At 54.9% G+C, this 16405-nt stretch carries 14 protein-coding genes; 9 read left to right on the plus strand and 5 right to left on the minus strand.

Annotated elements, in window-relative coordinates; translation table 11 throughout:
* Positions 1-49 precede the first annotated feature (49 nt).
* From WC184_08925 to WC184_08955, 7 genes are all read left to right on the plus strand, one after another.
* The gene (locus WC184_08925) at positions 50-709 is read left to right on the plus strand and encodes a DUF3662 and FHA domain-containing protein (GenBank protein MFA7478002.1); all 660 of its coding nucleotides are present in this window, start codon (positions 50-52) and stop codon (positions 707-709) included.
* A gap of 94 nt (positions 710-803) precedes the next feature.
* Entirely contained in the window at positions 804-1274 is a 471-nt protein-coding gene (locus WC184_08930) for an FHA domain-containing protein (protein MFA7478003.1), read from the plus strand.
* The gene (locus WC184_08935; GenBank protein ID MFA7478004.1) at positions 1271-2572 is read left to right on the plus strand and encodes a PP2C family serine/threonine-protein phosphatase; all 1302 of its coding nucleotides are present in this window, start codon (positions 1271-1273) and stop codon (positions 2570-2572) included. Before WC184_08930 ends, WC184_08935 begins: the two co-directional genes overlap by 4 nt.
* Positions 2569-3897 (plus strand): FtsW/RodA/SpoVE family cell cycle protein, encoded by a 1329-nt coding sequence (locus WC184_08940; protein ID MFA7478005.1) that lies wholly within the window; start codon positions 2569-2571, stop codon positions 3895-3897. The genes WC184_08935 and WC184_08940 overlap by 4 nt, the downstream gene beginning before the upstream one ends.
* The gene (locus tag WC184_08945; GenBank protein ID MFA7478006.1) at positions 3894-5432 is read left to right on the plus strand and encodes a penicillin-binding transpeptidase domain-containing protein; all 1539 of its coding nucleotides are present in this window, start codon (positions 3894-3896) and stop codon (positions 5430-5432) included. The genes WC184_08940 and WC184_08945 overlap by 4 nt, the downstream gene beginning before the upstream one ends.
* 62 nt (positions 5433-5494) lie before the next feature.
* Positions 5495-7456 (plus strand): Stk1 family PASTA domain-containing Ser/Thr kinase, encoded by a 1962-nt coding sequence (pknB, locus tag WC184_08950; GenBank protein ID MFA7478007.1) that lies wholly within the window; start codon positions 5495-5497, stop codon positions 7454-7456.
* Positions 7457-7530: 74 nt separating this feature from the next.
* Positions 7531-7869 (plus strand): cell division protein CrgA, encoded by a 339-nt coding sequence (locus WC184_08955; protein ID MFA7478008.1) that lies wholly within the window; start codon positions 7531-7533, stop codon positions 7867-7869.
* 82 nt (positions 7870-7951) lie between these two features.
* Here WC184_08955 and WC184_08960 read toward each other — a convergent pair whose 3' ends face one another.
* Together WC184_08960 and WC184_08965 are read right to left on the minus strand one after the other, a co-directional pair.
* Complete coding sequence (locus WC184_08960; GenBank protein ID MFA7478009.1) at positions 7952-8215, minus strand: hypothetical protein; 264 nt, start codon at positions 8213-8215, stop codon at positions 7952-7954.
* Positions 8216-8293: 78 nt separating this feature from the next.
* Complete coding sequence (locus tag WC184_08965) at positions 8294-9487, minus strand: thiolase family protein (protein MFA7478010.1); 1194 nt, start codon at positions 9485-9487, stop codon at positions 8294-8296.
* A gap of 143 nt (positions 9488-9630) precedes the next feature.
* On the opposite strand from WC184_08965, the gene WC184_08970 reads away from it, so the two are divergent.
* Entirely contained in the window at positions 9631-12348 is a 2718-nt protein-coding gene (locus tag WC184_08970; protein ID MFA7478011.1) for an EAL domain-containing protein, read from the plus strand.
* On the opposite strand, the gene WC184_08975 is transcribed toward WC184_08970, so the two are convergent.
* The 3 genes from WC184_08975 to WC184_08985 all read right to left on the minus strand — a co-directional run bounded on the left by WC184_08975 (position 12302) and on the right by WC184_08985 (position 15113).
* A complete protein-coding gene (locus WC184_08975) occupies positions 12302-12967 on the minus strand; it encodes an RDD family protein (protein ID MFA7478012.1) in 666 nt (221 codons plus the stop codon). The genes WC184_08970 and WC184_08975 overlap by 47 nt on opposite strands.
* 4 nt (positions 12968-12971) lie before the next feature.
* Complete coding sequence (locus WC184_08980) at positions 12972-14555, minus strand: serine/threonine-protein kinase (protein ID MFA7478013.1); 1584 nt, start codon at positions 14553-14555, stop codon at positions 12972-12974.
* A gap of 84 nt (positions 14556-14639) precedes the next feature.
* Positions 14640-15113, minus strand: a complete 474-nt coding sequence (locus WC184_08985; GenBank protein MFA7478014.1) for a YbaK/EbsC family protein — start codon at positions 15111-15113, stop codon at positions 14640-14642.
* Positions 15114-15160: 47 nt separating this feature from the next.
* On the opposite strand from WC184_08985, the gene WC184_08990 reads away from it, so the two are divergent.
* Complete coding sequence (locus tag WC184_08990) at positions 15161-16387, plus strand: alpha-hydroxy acid oxidase (GenBank protein ID MFA7478015.1); 1227 nt, start codon at positions 15161-15163, stop codon at positions 16385-16387.
* Positions 16388-16405 lie beyond the last annotated feature (18 nt).

The following is a 16405-nucleotide window of genomic DNA, read 5'->3' on the forward strand; positions in this document are numbered from 1 at the left end:
ACCACAACGTGAATCACACGGTGTCACAGCTACATGCAACACTAGAGCTATGGCCTTAGGAGGATTTGAGCGAAGACTGGAACGACTTGTTGAGGGAACCTTCGCCCGAGCATTCCGGTCTGGTCTAAGCCCACTTGAATTAGCCAGGCGCATCACCCGAGTGATGGATACCAGCCGTTCGGTTGGAGTTCGAGGCCGTAAGGTTGTGCCCAACGATTTTCTGGTTCGACTTTCACCTGAAGATCACGCCCAGTTTGCAGGAGTAGAAGACGCCTTGATCCGAGAACTGTGCGATGCCGCCCGAGAACACGCCCGTGATGAGCAATACAACTTTATGGGGCCAATTTCGGTATCCATTACCGTCGATGAAAAGCGTCGACGCGGTAACTTCGATGTGAAAGGCCACTTCCAAGAAGGTGTCGGTGGTGCTGGTGCAGGCACCTTGGCTTTACCAACCGGCGAGAGCGTGCCCCTTGGCGAGTACGTGGTAACCATTGGGCGGGTACCCGAGAGCACCATTGTGCTAGCCGACCCGAACGTAAGCCGTAATCACGCTGAAATACGTCCCCACGCCGATGGCCAGATGGTGATCGACTTGGGTTCTACCAACGGCACCCTGGTTAATGGCATCAAAATTACTAACCACGAACTTGTTGATGGCGATGAACTGCGTTTTGGTAACACCACCATGACCTACTACGCCTACTGAGCCCGGCGCGACACGCGGCAAGACCCCCAGCACTAGCAACGACTGGCAGCTACTGACCAAACTTGGCTCGACGAGCGATTAAGCTCGCGCAATAGTGTCCGATCCTCTGCTCAAGATCCTGAATCTATGTCTGCTGGCCCTGCTGTATTTGTTCTTCGCTCGGGTACTGCAGGCGGTGTGGGCTGAAGTTGCCGGTCCGCGAGTGGCTAAGACCCGGGCACGCGCTGCCAAAGCGGCGCCAGCGCCCCGTCAGAAACGGCGCCGTGCGCAACCGGCTCCGATTTCGATGTTAAGAATTGTGGAACCAGAAACCGATCGTGGCCACACCTTTCCCTTGGCTGATGAAATGACTTTGGGCCGTGCCGCAGGCTGCCAAATCACGCTGGAAGACACCTTTGTTTCCCAAATTCACGCCCGCATTTTTCGTCGTGACGGCCAATTTTTCGTTGAAGATTTGGGTTCCACCAATGGCACCTACCTCAACCGTGTTCGGGTTGCTGGCCCGATGGTCATGTCGCCGGGTGATTTAGTTCAGGTCGGCTCGGTCGTGATGGAACTCGCATGATCCGTTTTTCGGTCGGGGCTATGAGCGACGCCGGAAAAGTTCGCACCCTTAATGAAGACTGTGCTTTTGTTAGCGAGCGCGCCGTGGCTGTTGCCGACGGCATGGGTGGCCACGAAGGCGGAGAAGTGGCTTCTTTGGTGGCTATTCAAGCCCTCTTAGACGCCATCAATGATCCCGAAATTGAAACACTTACCGATGCGGTAGCTTCGGCCAACACTGCGGTTTGGGAACGCTCAATTAAAGACAACATGCGCGGTATGGGGACCACTTTGTGCACCCTGGCTTTGGCGCAACGAAGCGAAGCAGGCGAGACAGACACTAACCCCGGCCAAGGGGTTGTGTTAGCGGCGGTCAACGTGGGTGACTCTCGTATCTATAGGCTGAGCGACGGTGAACTGGAACAAGTGTCGCGTGACCACAGCTTGGTGGAAGACCTGCTGCGTGATGGCCAAATAACCTTTGAAGAGGCTGAATCTCACCCCCAACGCAACGTCATTACCAAGGTTCTAGGCATCGGTCCGGTAATCGAGGTGGATTGGTGGGAACTCCCACCGACCGTTGGTGATCGCTATCTACTTTGTAGCGATGGGCTACACGGCGAGGTTAATGACGCCAAAATTGCGGCCACGTTGCGTCGCATCGCCGACCCTCAAGAAGCTGCGTATGAGCTGGTGAGCCAGGCGAATTTGGCAGGAGGTCGTGACAACGTCACGGTGTTGGTCGTTGATTTAGTGGAAGGCAAAGCCCCTGAAGCACCACGCTATGAGGGCCGGGTTGTGCAGCCCGACATACCTGATTTGGCCGGTTTCTATGCCATGCCAGCTGGTTCACGACCAAGTGCTATGGGCCCGGTCTCCGACGGGCTGTCCGATGAAGTGGCGCAGCGTTCCATGTTGGCCCCAGAGGAAGAACAACCATCACGACGTCCGCGCCTGGTGACGATGCGCACCGTGGTCTTTCTACTGTCGATCTTGGCGGTGTTCATATTCGCGGCTGGTGCGGTGGTTTGGTACGCCGGAAATGGTTATTTCATTGACACCGACGCCGATGGAGAGGTGGTTATTTACCAGGGCCGCCCTGGCGGATTGTTATGGTTTGACCCGACTTTGGCGGAATCAACCGATCTCGCACTTGATGAATTGACCCCAATTTTGCGAGAACAGATTGAAGCCACGCCAAGTTTTGGAACCCTTAGCGAGGCTAAGGCTTATCTGGCCAATATTGAAGACCAGCTATCGCGCTCGGGCGGCCGAACTAGTTTGAGCAGCCAAGACAACCAGAACACTGAAGGCCAATGAACCTGGTGAAGATAGCCCGTCGGCGCTCGGAGCTAGGCCTAATTGTCCTGACCGCAATTATCGTGGTGTCTGCCCATGCTTTGGTGGGTCTCGGCACTACTTCATCGCTCCCAGCTGACCTTTTTGGCTTGCTTGGCCTGGTACTAGCACTGATGGTGGTCGCCCATGTGGCGGTCCGACGTTTTGCTCCCCTTGCCGACGGCCTTTTGTTGCCCTTAGCTGGGCTATTAAACGGTTTAGGTTACGTGTTTGTGGTGCGCTTAGATGACAGTTTGGCCGCACCTCAAACCACCTGGATGGCCTTGGGCGTGGTGGCTTTCGTGGTAGTGCTTTTCGTTATTCGCGACCCTCGCGACCTGCATCGCTATCAGTACACATTCTTGCTTATTGGCCTCGGTCTACTATTGGTACCTTTTGTGCCCGGAGTTGGCTACGAAAACCTAGGGGCACGCATTTGGGCTCGGGTCGGCCCCATCACATTCCAGCCGGGTGAATTTGCCAAAGTAGCTCTCACCGTGTTTTTTGCCGCGTACTTAGTGGAACGGCGTGAGCTCTTAGCGCTTAGCACTTTCCGGGTGGGCCGGTTGATGCTGCCCGACCCTAAACACTTAGGTCCCCTGCTCTTGGCCTGGGGCGGGGCTATCGGCATCATGGTTTTCCAAAAAGAGCTGGGTTCTAGCCTGCTACTCTTCAGCGTTTTCTTGGTGATGGTTTGGATAGCCACCGAACGACTTTCCTACCTGGCCCTTGGTGGCACGCTGTTCTTAGGGGGTGCCTATTTCGCCTACAGCACCTTTGGTCACGTCGCGAAACGGGTAGATGTTTGGCTAAGCCCTTGGCGGCCAGAAGTTATTAGGGGTGATGCTTACCAAGTTGTACAGGCTTCTTATGCACTGGCCGAGGGTGGTCTCACCGGCTCTGGTTTAGGGCTTGGGAAACCCAACAGTATTCCTGTGGTGGAAACGGACATGATCTTCGCGGCCATTGGGGAAGAGCTAGGTCTCATTGGGGCCACCGCCATTCTTATCGGTTTCTTGTTGCTGGTGGGCACCGGGTTACGTATTGCTGTGAATGCCGACCGTCCCTTCGATAAATTGCTGGCCGTTGGTCTCTCTACTCTTTTGGGCGTGCAGGCGTTCATCATCATCGGCGGCACGCTGCGGGTGTTGCCCCTAACTGGTATTGCACTGCCGTTTGTCGCTTATGGCGGTTCGTCGCTATTGGCCAACTATGTGGTGTTGGCGTTGCTGTTACGGGTTTCAGATGGAGTTACTAAACGTCAATTGCGTCAACTCAACCGGGGTGCTGAGGCGGCTCAGGTATGAACCGTCAGATTAAGCGCCTCATGTTGGCCCTAATGGGCTGTTACCTGTTGCTGTTTGCCCAGCTCAACAACATCCAGTTCTTCGGTGCGAAACGCTTAAAAGATAATCCCGACAATAACCGTGCGATTCTGGCTAACTACAGTCGCCCTCGTGGCACGGTTTCCACCGCTGATGGTGTTGTCGTGGCCCGCTCGGTGCCAGTAGAAGGCGATTATAAACGGCTGCGCGAGTACCCCGAGGGTGAACTTTTCGCTCAGGTTTCTGGGTTCTACTCGTTCTACTTTGGTGCTGCCGGGGTGGAACAAACCTACGACGATGACTTAGCAGGCCGAAACCTTCGCTTATCACTCGGTAACCTAACCGACCTTTTCGTCGACCGAGACCGTTCTTCGAGCGTTGTCTTAACCCTTCGCAGCGACATTCAACAAGCCGCCAGAGATGCGCTTGGCGATAGAGAAGGTTCGGTAGTGGCTCTCGACGTAGAAACAGGGGCCATCTTGGCGCTGTGGTCGTGGCCTTCTTACGACCCGAACCTAGTTAGTAGCCAAGATTACGAGGCGGCCACTGAAGCTCGGTCTTTGTATTTACTTGATGAACGCAAACCAATGCTTGGCCGTGCCTACCAAGAGCGTTATTTCCCTGGTTCCACTTTCAAAGTAGTCACGGGTATTGCCGGTTTAGAGAGCGGCTTGGTGGGCGCACAAAGCCCTTCCTACCAGGTAGTTTCCGAGTGGACTCCACCCCTCACCACGCGCCCCATCCGCAACAACGGGCTCACCTGTGGGGGTACTTTGGCGGAAGCATTACGGGTTTCTTGCAACACTACGTTTGCGGAAATGGGTGCCATCACGCTTGGACCGAAACGCCTTATCGAAGGTGCCGAAGCCCTTGGTTTTAACCACACTCCACCCATAGATTTGCCTCGTCCAGCTTCATCGGTTTTCCCTACTGATTTTGGCCAAGCCTTAGAAACTCCGGGAGCGGAGCGGCCAAACTCTGATGTACCCGGCACGATTTTTGAAGACACTCCATCCCTGGCGTTGGCTGCTATTGGTGGGTTCGACACTTCGGCAACTGCCTTACAAATGGCTCTGGTGGCGGCTGGTGTGGCTAACAACGGACAAATTCCGCGGCCCCATGTGATGCGTGAAATTCGAGATTCTGACGGCAAGATCGTGCAAGAGTACTCGCCCGATGTTTGGCTGCGTGGCATGAGTCCGGCCAATTCAGTAATTATGCGCGAGGCCATGGTTGGTGTCGCAACAAGCGGCACCGCCACTTCGGTTGCTATTCCCGGCTATCGGGTGGGCGCGAAAACCGGTACCGCGCGGGTCACAGAGACTCCGGCCCAATCACACGCCTGGATGATCGCGTTTGGTGGACCCGAAGACGGGGTGCCGGAAGTGGCGGTCGCGGTGGTGGTCTTGGCTCAGCCCGGTGCCAGTGAAACCGGTGGTGGCAGGGTGGCTGGTCCTATAGCACGAGCTGTCCTCGAGACGGCCTTGCGCCCTGGTAACGTGGCGGAAGCGGGTTGAGGTATGGAGCTATTGGTGCCGAGCTTTTTTGATACTGATCTGACGAGGGAACACTAACGAGAATGTCCGACGCGGAACCCAAAATCTACAACGGTCGATACGAGCTGCATCGCTTAATCGCCCGAGGTGGAATGGCAGATGTTTTCTTGGCGCATGATCAGTTACTCGACCGTCCGGTGGCGGTGAAAGTCCTGTTCCCTCAGTTCGCTGGCGACCCGGCCTCGGTCGAGCGATTCCGTCGTGAAGCACAGGCCGCGGCAGGACTCACCCACCCCAGTATCGTTGGTGTTTACGACTGGGGTGAAGAGGGCGGCACTTATTACATCGTCATGGAATACATCGACGGTCGTAGCTTGGCTGAAATTTTGCGTTCCGAAGGCATGCTGCATCCGAACCGAGCTGCCGATATCGCGATCGATGTCGCTGGGGCGCTTAGCTTCGCTCATCGCAATGGTGTGGTGCATCGCGACATCAAACCCGGCAACATTCTGATCACCAGCAGCGGCCAGGTGAAGGTTACCGACTTCGGGATTGCACGAGCGTTAGACCAGTCAAGCTCGGAAAGCAGTCTTACCCAGGTGGGCTCGGTAATGGGTACCGCCACCTATTTTTCTCCGGAACAAGCCCAAGGCCAGCGGGTTGATCCTCGCTCTGACCTCTATTCGTTGGGCATTGTGCTCTATGAAATGTTGGCTAGCCGACCGCCATTTTCGGGCGATAGCGCTGTTTCTATCGCCTTCAAACAGGTTCAAGAAGCCCCGCCACCACCGAGTTCTATAAATCCTCGAATTCCGGCTTCCATCGAAGCCATCACCATGCGGTTGTTACAGAAAGACCCGGCCAACCGTTACGCCGATGCTGAAGAGCTTCGGGGTGATTTGCGTCGTTTTCGCGAGGGTGTTCCAGTTGGTGGCGCGACCGCGGCGGTTCCTACCACCCAGCCAGCGGCTACTACTGCTATGCCGGTGGTGCCGGCTCAAGCCCGAACTGCTTACGCCACCAATTATGCTCCCGAACCAGACTACGCGGATGAAGATGAACCACCTTCTCGGACTGGCTGGTTTATAGCTGGGTTGGTGGTGCTAATCGCAGCTTTGCTGGCGTTACTGTTCATGTTCGCTGAAGCCTTGGGCTTGCGGGGTGGCGAGGATGTTGAGCAGGTAGAAGTTCCTACAGTGCTTGACCAAGACGAAGCAACCGCTATTGCCATCTTGAGGGATAAGGGTTTCGAAGAGCGGGTTGAGCGCGAGGTTAACTCCGAGGCCCCCATAGGAACCGTGTTCCGCCAAGACCCAGCCGGTGGTGCCACTGCCGATAAGGGTAGCGAGGTGACCATTTGGGTTTCAGTGGAAGACGGGGAAGCGTTTTCTATGCCCAATATGGTGGGCTTTCGTGAGACTGATGTTATTGCCCAGCTGACTTCGCGCGGTCTGGTGTTGGCTGAGGGAGGGATAACACGTCGCAACGATGACCAGGCCCCAGCTGGTGAAGTGCTTGAACAAACTCCACCGGCCGGTGAAACGGTGCGCGCCGGCGACACGTTCACCTTGGTGATCTCCGATGGTCCTGAAGAAGTCGACGTGGTCGATGTGCGGGGGCGCAGTCTGGCCGAAGCTCGTTCGACGCTTACCGATGCCGGTTTCCAGGTGACTGACGAGGAAGAGGCTTCGACCTCGGTACCTGAAGGCCAGGTAACAAGAACTGACCCGATCGCTGGCACTCCGCTAGCGAAAGGTTCGCGAGTGGTGATTTTTGTTTCCACCGGTCCGCCGCCACCAGAAACGGTGACAGTGCCAAATGTGGTGAATCAAACCCAAGCCACCGCCGAGTCTCAACTTATTAGTCGAGGCCTTAGTCCTCAGGTGTCATTTGATACTCATCCAAGTGTGCCGGCAGGCAATGTGATCTCGCAGGACCCTGATGCCGGAACCACGGTTGACAAAGACTCAACGGTGAAATTGGTGGTTTCTCAAGGGCCTGGGTCCACTTCTTCCACTACCAGCACTACCGAAGACAGCGAATGATTAGCTTCCGGCGCACTAGGAAGTAGCGCTTCGGCTACCTCTTTGGTAGCGCCGGTGGCCTATTCTTCATTGTTATGTCGAAGCCAATTAACAAAAAAGCTTCTGGTGGGCGGGTAACACCGAAAGGGACACGACCAGGCGATGCTCGTCGGCGCGCTGTTGCGGAGGACACCACTGCTTCGCACGCTCCAGCCGCCAGTACGCGTTACACGCCTCCTACGCCTGCCAACCAAAAACCCACCTTCACCGCACCTTGGGTGGTGCCAGTAATGTTTGCGTTGCTCGGTGTTGGCATTATTGTAATTGTGCTTAATTACATGGGATTGTTGCCCGGCGCAACTAGCAATTGGTACCTAATTGTGGGCTTAGCAGCCATCCTGGGCGGTATTGTCACCGCTACTCAATTGCACTAGCTTCGCCTGGCCTTTTGCCAATGCCGCAAGTTACAACGGTGTGACTCTCCCCAGAGTTATCCACAGGCTGTGGAAACTGTGGTTAGTCGTCGATGGGGGCGACTAGATCCATTTCTTCTTGGCAGTGCCTGGGTGCTGGAGGGTCTTCATCGGGGGCGGCGGTCATTCGAACCTCGGTGCCGCACAGCGAACAGCGGTATTCAAGCTTAACTTTGCGCATCTCACCCGAAGGTGGCGGCTCGGGCATCGGTGCCGCCATGCTACGCAAAATCACCAGGCCGACCTTGAAAATAAAGTATGCCACCGCAATAGCGATAAGAACTTTGACGGGGTTCAGATCAAACATCGGGCACCTTCGGCGCACATAAAAAAGAGAGGGGCATAACGTACGCCCCTCTCACTCTAGAACCTGCCGCGGCTAGTACTACCCCAAACGCTCAATAATGGTGGCATTGGCCAACCCGCCACCTTCACACATGGTTTGAAGGCCGTAACGACCACCGGTGCGCTCAAGCTCGTTCAACAAAGTAGCCATAAGCTTCGAGCCCGAAGCCCCCAGAGGGTGACCAAGGGCAATGGCACCGCCATTGGGGTTAACAGTTGACATGTCGGGATGAAGCTCTTTCTCCCAAGCCAATACCACCGAAGCAAAAGCCTCGTTGATTTCGGTGATGTCAATGTCGGCCATGGTCAAACCGCCACGTTCCAAGGCTTTCTTGGTCGAGGGAATAGGACCAGTGAGCATTGTCACCGGGTCGACCCCAGCTAGGGCAAAGGAATGGAAACGAGCTCGCGGGGTTAAACCCAACGACTTGGCCCGCTCTTCGCTCATAATTAGCACCGCTGAAGCTCCGTCGGTGATTTGAGAGGAGTTACCTGCGGTTACCTTGCCGTCTTCTTTAAAAGCTGGTTTTAGTTTGGCTAGCGTTTCTACCGTGGTATCGGGGCGAATACCTTCATCGGCGGTTACCATTTCACCAGTTTCAATAACTTTGCCGGTTTCGCGGTCTAACCGCTTCTCAGCCACTGGCACCAACTCGTTATCGAAACGGCCTTCTGCCGTAGCCCTGGCGGCACGTTGTTGTGATTCAGCCGAGAAAGTGTCGAGATCGGCACGGGAAAGATTCCACTGGTCGGCAATCATCTCAGCCGAAATGCCTTGGCCTACTAGTCCGCCGACTTCTTCATAACGAGCGCCAACGCGGGGGCCAAAGGGTATGCCCACACCGTTACCAATTGAGGCACCCATAGGAACAAGGCTCATTACCTCAACTCCTGCCGCTACCACGATGTCATAAGCCCCGGCCATTACGCCCTGAGCGGCAAAATGGTTTGCCTGTTGAGAGGAACCGCACTGGCGGTCAATAGAAGTAGCCGGTACCGACTCGGGCCAGCCCGCCGCCAAAACAGCGTTTCGGCCGATGTTGACCGACTGGGCACCTACCTGCATGACGCAGCCCATAATCACGTCATCAACTAGTGCCGGGTCAAGGTTGTTACGTTCAACTAACGCGTTTAGAACTTCGGCAGCTAGATCGGCTGGGTGCCAACCAGAAAGCTTCCCGTTTCGTTTACCGCCTGGGGTTCTTAGGGCGTCTACGATTACCGCTGTATTCATTTTGATGCTCCTTGTGGCCCATGGCCGCGTTGGCTTCTACCGTCTTACATCTTCCCAGATTTCATATACCAAGGTAGCCCGAAATAACGACATGCAAATGATGTAACGTTGCAGGGCGATAGAACTTCCTGGATAAAGGCCAAATGACTGCAACCGCGCTTGCAATTCAACTAGCCATAAACGTGAGCTTGGTACAAGCCAGTGTTTTTGGTGTGGTGGTCTTAATCGTCGGCGCACTGTTCGCAAAGCGATACGTTGCACAACTGCAGGTACGCGATGAACACACCGTGCGAGAACGCTCGCTTCGCATTGCGAATCTTCGTCTGACCTCGGCAAACTCGGCTGATGAGATCAACACCGTTACCTTAGAAACGGTGGCGGCCTTGGCCAATGGGCTGAGCGATGGTCGTGCTTCAATCGTGCGGGTAAGAGATCAGGAAATTCAGGTTGTTGCCGCTGTAGGCCACAACGCTGAAGCAGCCGTTGAAACCACCGTGCCTATTCAGCAGCTCCGGTCTGAAATTTTAGATGCCATGGAGAAACGCCATTCAGTAGAGATCAAAGGTTCATATTGTTTTGATCTTGAAGCACATTCAGAATCGGCTGAAACTACGGGTGACGAGTTTTGTTTATTCGTCCCTTTAGTAACACAAGACATATTACGCGGTTTTATTGTGGTTGCGACCGAAACTCCGTTGTCGCCAGAGGTTCGGACCGCAATTGAGCTTTTTGGGGTGGAAGTATCGTTTGCCACCGAAAATTCCGAGCTCGCCGAGCAGCTTCATCGCGAGCGTGCCAACCGAAGTTTTCAGGCGCTCATTGAGAACAGCTCAGATTTAATTTTGGTGGTCGACCAAAGCCATCGCTGTCGTTATGCCAGCCCGTCGGCGGTTAGCCGGTTGGGTTTAGACCAAAATGATGGTGGTTTGGTTCTACCGAATGACTTGGTTCATCCCGATGACCAATGGCTATGGCAAGGAATGTTGCCCCCCTTTGATGATTGGTGCCGCGAAGATGAGGCCATCACCTTGCGCCTTAACCTCAAACGGGAAGGTTACCGCTGGTTTGAAGTAGTTAACCGTGACCTCTCCGATGAGACCGAGATTGGGGGAGTTGTGCTAACGGCTCGCGATATTTCCGAACGTCGCGCGGCGGAAGATCGGCTCGCTCTTTCCGAAGAACGTTTTCGGGCGCTAGTGCAAATAAGCCCCGACGTTGTGGCAATTCTAGATGAAGATGCCCGCTTCACATACGTTAGCCCTGGCATTGAAGGCGTTTTAGGGTTCACCCCCGATGAGCTAATCGGGACCCATTTCGCCCAACTGGTAACAATGGATGAGGTCGATAGAGTCCTTGAGCTGGCCGACTCGATTCCGAACGGAAAATTTAAGCCCTTCGACCTGGAAGTTAAGCTAGTCACCTCGCTTGGTCAGTGGCGCAATGCGGATATCAACGTTTCAGATTTACGAGCCGAGCCCGCGGTGCAGGGCATAACCCTTTACATGCGCGACGTAACTGTCCGTCGAGCACTGGAATATGGCCTTGAATTCAAGGCGCTGCACGACGAGCTTACTGGTTTAGGCAACCGTGAAATGTTTCACCGCCGCATTAAGGCAGCCCTAGAACGGATTGATCCCAGGGCTGACCATGTGGCAATCCTTTTGATTGAAATTAACGATTTCAAAGCGGTCAATGAAAGCTATGGCTATGCCGTGGGCGACCAGCTACTGATATCGGTTGCCGACCGGCTACGCGGTTGTTTACGAGTGAGTGATGTGGCGGTGCGCTCCGGTGCCGACGACTTTGCGGCACTGTTAGAAGATGTTTACAGCGAAGAAGAAGTATTAGCGGTTGTCGAGCGAATTCTTATTGAAATGGGCCGACCGTTTGTGATCGACGGTCGTGACGTACTCACCACAGTTTCGGTTGGGGTAGCAATCGATCCTGATCGTTCTTCAAGTGAAGACGAGTTGTTACGCCAAGCTGATTTGGTGTTGAACCTGGCCAAACGCCGGGGTGGCAATGTGTTTGAGGTGTTTCGGCCCGACCAGCACTCCGACGCTCTGTCACGTTTCCAACTTCGCTTAGAGCTAACCGAAGCCATCGAACAAAACCAGTTAGTACTGCATTATCAACCGATTGTTGACCTGAACACTTGGCAGGTGTCGGGTTGCGAGGCTTTGGTGCGCTGGAACCATCCTGAACGTGGCCTTTTGTCGCCCAACCGCTTTATCCCAGTGGCTGAAGAGTCGGACTTGATTGTGGCACTTGGAGATTGGGTGATTCGTGAGGCGTCGCGGCAACTGCGGGAATGGACTGACGAAACCCCCACCGCAGCTAATTTGCGGATGAGCGTGAACCTTTCAGTGCGACAGCTTCAAAATCCGGCCATTGCGTCTGACATAATCGAAATTTTGTCGGAGTCAGATATTTCGCCCGATCGTTTCACCATTGAAATTACTGAAACCCTAATGATGGAGCGCGAACAAGAGTTTGCCGATCGCTTACAGCAGCTCAGAAGCAAAGGGTTCCGGTTGGCGGTAGATGATTTCGGCACCGGTTATTCTTCGCTTGGCTACATTCAGCAATTCGCCATGGACATCATCAAAATCGACCGCAGTTTTGTGGATCGAATGAAAGGCAGCGCCAGTGCCTCGGGTTTGGTGCGCACCATTATCGAAATCGCCACCGAATTAGATTGCGTGACGGTGGCCGAGGGTATTGAAACTCCGGTGCAGGCCAGCCGCTTAGCCCGTTTGGGCTGCAACTACGGGCAGGGCTACTACTTCTCGAAACCCATTGACGCCCAAGAATTTATTCAAATGCTGAAGAGCCCCTTGCATCTCTCTCAGAGTCTGTAGGGTTCATCGGGTAATTCAACATTTGGCTTGGTAACACCTGAACCGGGCTCGTGAAGCGGGGGACAAAGTCCATCATCTTTTCACGGCGTGCTTCTTCGGTGTCGACTCCGGGTGCCAAGGTAGCGTCGTAGAACACCACCCTGGTATTGGCCAGATGGTCGTGCCAAGCCATGCGTTTTTCCGGCGAAGAAACTGCCGTTAAACCTAAAGCGGCATTAAACAAACCGGCCAGCCACCAATACGGCACTAGCCAAACCACGGTCATGGGCAGAGACCGCCTTATGGCTTGAGCGGTTGAGAGTGGTTCCAAATCTTCGTTGTTGACCACCCGCAGGTTAAGCACATCTTTCCCCGGGGTTACCCCAGTTATGGCCAAGAATACGGCTTCATAAATCACGTAGAAGACTACAAAACTGGCCAGGAACAGGAACGACTTTCCCCACGGACCCACCGAGGTGTTGGGCGCGTAGCGGGGAATGTAAAACAAAACCTGTGTGATGGAAAGTGCCCACACCCAGGTCAGCACCACCGCCACGTCGATTAAACGGGCCCCGGCGCGTTTAAGCAGCGGAGCGGCCACATAATATTCAGGCAGAAGCGGTAATGGTTCTTTATTCATATGGTCACCAAGACCCAGATCGTTCCAGCGTCCACGGTTCGCTTGAGCGGCCTCGAAGACCGCGGATAATTACTTCCAAGGTAGTGGAGTCGTTCACAAAACAGGAAGGTTCACCAATTTTCAAGCTCTTGGTGGAGCCGCCGCCAACCTCCAGAGAAGCCATTTCCTTGCCCCGGTTAAAGACCGTCATTTCAAGGTCAAGCCCGGCTGGTGCCCGCAGCGAAAGGGTAAGCACACCGTCACAAAAAAGTTGCCATTCGTCGGTGACCGGCACCAAAACCTTGTCGACGTCTCCCACGGGAATAATGGTGCCTGAAACACTGCCATCAGCGAGTCGGAACTCATTCACCGGATCACCAGTCGCTTCGCAACCATTGGTGGGGTCTTCGTCATGATCGTAAAAGCCAGCCAGGCACTCTTCGCCGTTGGTGTTAGGCGCCGGTTGATCATCGTCACAACCCTGATAGGGCAAGGGCACACATGCCACTTCGGTAGTGGTGGCAGGGTTGGTAGTCGTTGACGAACTGACCAGGTCACCAACAGTGGTGTTAGGCGTTGCTTCAGCGCTAGATGATGACGGATTTGAGCCTGAAACTAACCACCACGATAGGCCCGCAATTACAAGGAAAACGAGGCCTAAGGTGCTCGGCAGCAACCATTTTTTGTTGGCCAAAAGTGTTTTGATACCGGTGCTTTGCGTTGATAGCCCAGCATCATAAGCCGATGAAGGTTTCGAACCTACACCAGCCGACCCGGCAACTAACGCCCCTGAGGTTGAACCTGAAATCCAGGTGCCGAAGGGTCCGGCCAAAAGCTGAGCCGCGCTGGGCCTATCTTCAGGTGCCAGCGCGCACATTTGATTTAGCAGCGCTATCAGCTCCGGATCGGTATCCGACGGCAGGGGCTCAAGTTCAGCTCGTGAAGCGCGCTGCACCAGAGTGGCAATGTCGCCCACTCCGTGAGGTGGCATACCAGTTAAAGCAAAACGTAGCGTGGCGCCCAAAGAATAAATGTCACTGGCGGCGCTGGCTGGCTCGCCCCGAGCACGTTCGGGGGCCATAAAGGCCGGCGTGCCCAACAGGGCTTGAGTGTGGGAAAGACCAACAGTGAAATCGGTGGCAGCACCGATACCAAAATCGATCAGATACGGGATCGATTGGCCTTCGGTAGCAGAGCCGGGCCGATCGAAAAGGATGTTGGCGGGTTTAATATCGCGATGCACAATGCCTTGGCGGTGCAAAGTGGCCAAGGCTCGAAGTAGCGGCGTGGCCAGGTTATATAGCTCGTTGGCCTCAAGTACCCCACTGCCCACCACCCGGTCGTGAAGCGAACCACCTTCGAGGTAGGGCATCACCAGCGCTAAGCCGTTCTCGTCATCGATCACCTCTAAGAGAGGAACGACATTAGGCAGGTTCAGCTCAGCCAGAATTGAAGCTTCTCGAACAAAACGTTGGCGTGCTATGCCGGTTTCATCAGCATTGTTGCCTGGATGCATACGCTTAATAGCAACCAGCTCGCCCTTATCGTTTCGGGCAAGTTCCACTACGCCCTGGTGACCAACCGCAATGTTGCGGAGAACTTCATACATGCGCCAACACTGTTTCTAGGTTCAAACAGCGCTCGGTGGTGGGGCACAATTACAACAGCGGGGCATCTCCTCAGGCTATCGGAGCTAACGCACGGCTAGCGGTTGCGCGTTTGCAATCTGCGCGAGCTCGTTAAAGGTCACCGGAAACACCGCGTTCGGCGAACCGGCTGCCACCCAAATCGTTTCGTAGTTTTTGAGGTCCACATCGATGACTGCTGGCATCGAGTGGGTGTGGCCGAGCGGAGAAACACCCCCGACGGCCTGACCGGTGATTTCAAGGACCTGTTCTGGAGTGGCGCTCTTGATTTTCGATTTGCCCAGCTGTTGTTTCAACACCTTGGTGTCTACCCGGGCGGCGCCACTAGCCAGGACCAATAGCGGTTCGCTATCAGCCATGAAAACCAAACTGTTGCCAATTGCGCCAACCTCACAATTCAAGGTGGCGGCTGCTTCCGCCGCGGTGCGTGTAGAGCTTGGTAGCTCTTGCACGGTGATATCGAAACCGCGTGCATTGAGTTCGTCTTGTATGGCGGCAACAGCTGGTTGCAGACTGCTCAACTTTTTCCCCTTACCTTGTCGGTGTTCGTCACTTATAGTCGCTTGTCATGATCAAGACTTTGAAATCGGTGGTTAGTTTCGCCCCTATAGAAACCGATCTGGTGGCCCGACGATTGGCACGCGCCGCCTGCATCGAAGATCTGCGCAAGATTGCCAGGCGCCGTTTACCAGGTGGTGTGTTTGACTACATCGATGGCGCTGCTGAAGACGAGGTAACTTACGCTGGAAATGCTTCGGCTTTTAGCCAGATTCGCTTAGAGCCACGAGTGTTACGTGATGTTTCTCAAATCGATATTTCAACAACTGTGTTGGGCAAAAAGTACCCTTCGGCCGTGTTTTTGGCACCAACTGGGTTCACCCGCATTGCCGACCCTGAAGGTGAAGTAGCTGTTGCTCGCGCCGCTGCTAAACGGGGTGTGGTCTATTCGCTTTCCACCATGGCCACACGCAGTATTGAAGAAGTCGCTGCTGCGGGCCAAGGGCCCAAATGGTTCCAGGTTTATGTGTGGAAGAATCGAGATCTGGTCCGACGAATGATCGAGCGGGCCGAATCGGCGGGCTATGAGGCCTTGTTGGTCACGGTTGATACCGCCGTTTTGGGGCGGCGGGAACGCGATGTCCGACGGGGTTTTGCACTTCCACCCAAACTAGGTCTGGGCACTTTGATCGATGGTGGGCTGCACCCGGGTTGGTCGTGGGATTTCATTCGTTCTGATCCCATTAGTTTCGCCAATATTGTGAATGACCCCACCCGTGAGGGATCTTCGGCGGTGGCGTTAAGTTCATATGTGGGTATGCAGTTCGACCCGGCGCTTTCGTGGGCTGACATCGAGTGGATTCGCTCAATTACCAAGCTGCCAGTGCTGTTGAAAGGGGTGGGGTCGGTGGAAGATGTACGCCAAGCCGCCCGTGAAGGCATTCCAGCTGTGGTGGTGGGCAACCATGGTGGCCGCCAACTCGATGGTGCGCCGCCCGCCTTGTCGCTGGTGGCTAACTCAGTTCAAGCCGTGGGCGACGACATGGAAATACTTGTTGACGGAGGTGTGCGAAGGGGCCGGGATGTGGTGGCCGCCCGAGCTCTTGGCGCTCGAGCGGTTCTGGTTGGGCGCCCCTATTTGTACGGGTTAGGTGCCGCTGGAGAACGTGGTGTGTTGTGGGTGATTGACCATTTGCACGAGGGGATTGACCGCACTTTGGCATTGCTTGGTCTAACCAATTTCGATGCGGTGGACCAAAGCGTGTTGTACGACCGGCTGGCTAGCCAAAAGGCGTAATAGGCCTGTTCACCTGAG

It is taken from the genome of Acidimicrobiia bacterium (assembly GCA_041676705.1).
Taxonomy (GTDB): domain Bacteria; phylum Actinomycetota; class Acidimicrobiia; order Acidimicrobiales; family SKKL01; genus Actinomarinicola.